The 2009-nt window shown below is 74.6% G+C and carries 2 protein-coding genes; one reads left to right on the plus strand and one right to left on the minus strand.

Annotated elements, in window-relative coordinates:
- Positions 1-745, minus strand: a 745-nt coding sequence (locus SZN_RS36845; protein WP_007506242.1) for a Clp protease N-terminal domain-containing protein, incomplete at its 3' end; no start/stop codon positions are given.
- 101 nt (positions 746-846) lie between these two features.
- Here SZN_RS36845 and SZN_RS36850 point away from each other — a divergent pair.
- Positions 847-1962, plus strand: a complete 1116-nt coding sequence (locus SZN_RS36850; protein ID WP_007506244.1) for a DUF2786 domain-containing protein — start codon at positions 847-849, stop codon at positions 1960-1962.
- Positions 1963-2009: the final 47 nt, after the last annotated feature.

Here is a 2009-nt window from a genome sequence, read left to right on the forward strand (position 1 = left end):
CGCCCGCCGCGCGGACCGTCCGCTCGCCGCCGCCGAGGTACTGGGAGAGGGCCTCGGCGATGTACCGCTCGGCCCCCTCCTTGGTGATGCCGAGGCCCGACAGGACGCCGGTGCCGTTCTCGAACTCCAGCAGGGCCAGTAGGATGTGCTCGGTGCCGATGTAGTTGTGGCCCAGGCGCAGTGCCTCGCGGAAGGTGAGCTCCAGGGCCTTCTTGGCGTCGGAGCCGTACGGGATCAGCTCGGGGATCTCCTCCGCGGCCGGCGGCAGGGCGGCGGTGGCGGCCCGGCGCACGGCGTCCAGCGGTACGCCCGTCGCCGTGATCGCCCGCGCGGCGATGCCGTCCGGCTCGGCCAGCAGGCCGAGGACCAGGTGCTCGGGGCGGCCCTCGGGGTTGCGCGCGGCGAGGGACTCGTTGTGGGCGGCCACCACCACGTTGCGGGCCCGCGGTGTGTAGCGGCCGAAGCCCTGCTGGGGGTCGAGGTCGTTGCTCTCCTTGGGCACGAACCGCTTCTGCGCGGCCTGCCGGGTGACGCCCATGCTCTTGCCGATGTCGGTCCAGGAGGCGCCGGAGCGGCGGGCCTGGTCCACGAAGTGCCCGATCAGGTGGTCGGCCACCTCGCCGAGGTGATCGGCGGCGATCACGGCGTCCTGGAGCTGGTCGAGGGGCTGGTCGTGGACCTTCTTGATGGCCGCGATGAGTTCGTCGAGGCGTACGGAGGACGTGATGGTCGGTTTCGTCGACATGTGTCAACCGTAGGTTGACAGTAGGGGGGCGTCAACCCGAAGTTGACAGTCGGTCGGGGCGGCCCGCGCACCCGGGTCCGCGGCGGAACTACGATCGCCCGGTGAGCACGTCCAGCACCGTCGACCGCGCCTTCGAGGCGGCCCTCTACGACACCGGGCACGCCACCCTCGACACCGGCGCCTCCCTGCTCGCCGCCGACCGCGGGGCCGACGCCGAACTCGCCCGGCGCGGAACGGAGTTCGTGGCCGCCGCCTGGCGACGCGGCTGGCAGCCCGCCGACGTCGTACGGCTGGTGCGGCGCGACCTGGACGACACCCGCGTACGGCTGCTCGCGGAACTGATCCGGGCGCAGGCCCCGGACGACCGCGCCCGCGGCCCGCGCTGGCGGGCGCAGCTCGACGACCTGCCGGCCGGCCCACCGGCCCCCGCCGACCGTTTCTCGCACGCGAGCGCCGTCCTGGAGCTGTACCGGCTGCTGCTGCGGCTGCCCGCCCTGGAGCCGCTGGAGGAGGCGGGTGGTCCCGCCGCCGGGCCCGTCAGGACCGAGTCGCGCATGCTCACGCGTATCCGGGCGCTGCTGGCGAAGGCGGAGGCGACCGGTTTCCCGCAGGAGGCGGAGGCGCTGAGTGCCAAGGCCCAGGAGCTGATGGCCCGGTACAGCATCGACGAGGCGCTGCCGGCGTCCCGTACCGCCGCGGCCGGGGACGCGCCCGCCGCCTGCCGCATCGGCGTGGAGCCGCCGTACGAGCAGGCGAAGGCCGTGCTGCTGGACGCGGTGGCGACGGCGAACCACTGCCGCGCCGTGTGGAACGAACCCTTCTGCTTCTCCACCGTCGTCGGCTTCGAAACCGATCTGGAGGCGGTGGAACTGCTCCACACCTCGCTCCTCGTGCAGGCCCAGAGCGCCATGACGACGGCGGAGGCGGCACAGCGCGCCGCGGGCCGCAGGCGGACCAAGACCTTCCGCCAGTCGTTCCTGGCGGCCTACGCCCAGCGCACGGCGACCCGTCTGGCCGAGGCCGCGCGCACGCCGGTGACCGAGGACCTGCTCCCCGTCCTGGCCTCGCGCGAGGTGGCGGTCGGCGAGCACCTCGACCGGATGTTCCCGCACACGACCACGACCCGCCTGCGCGGTGTCTCCGACGAGGCGGGCTGGACGGAGGGGGCGCAGGCGGCCGACCGGGCCCGGGTGGACCCGCGCCGGCCGCTGCGCTGACCCTGCCGGGGCCGCCGGGCGGGTCAGGGCGGCGGCACGCGGCGTCC

This window comes from Streptomyces zinciresistens K42 (assembly GCF_000225525.1).
Taxonomy (GTDB): domain Bacteria; phylum Actinomycetota; class Actinomycetes; order Streptomycetales; family Streptomycetaceae; genus Streptomyces; species Streptomyces zinciresistens.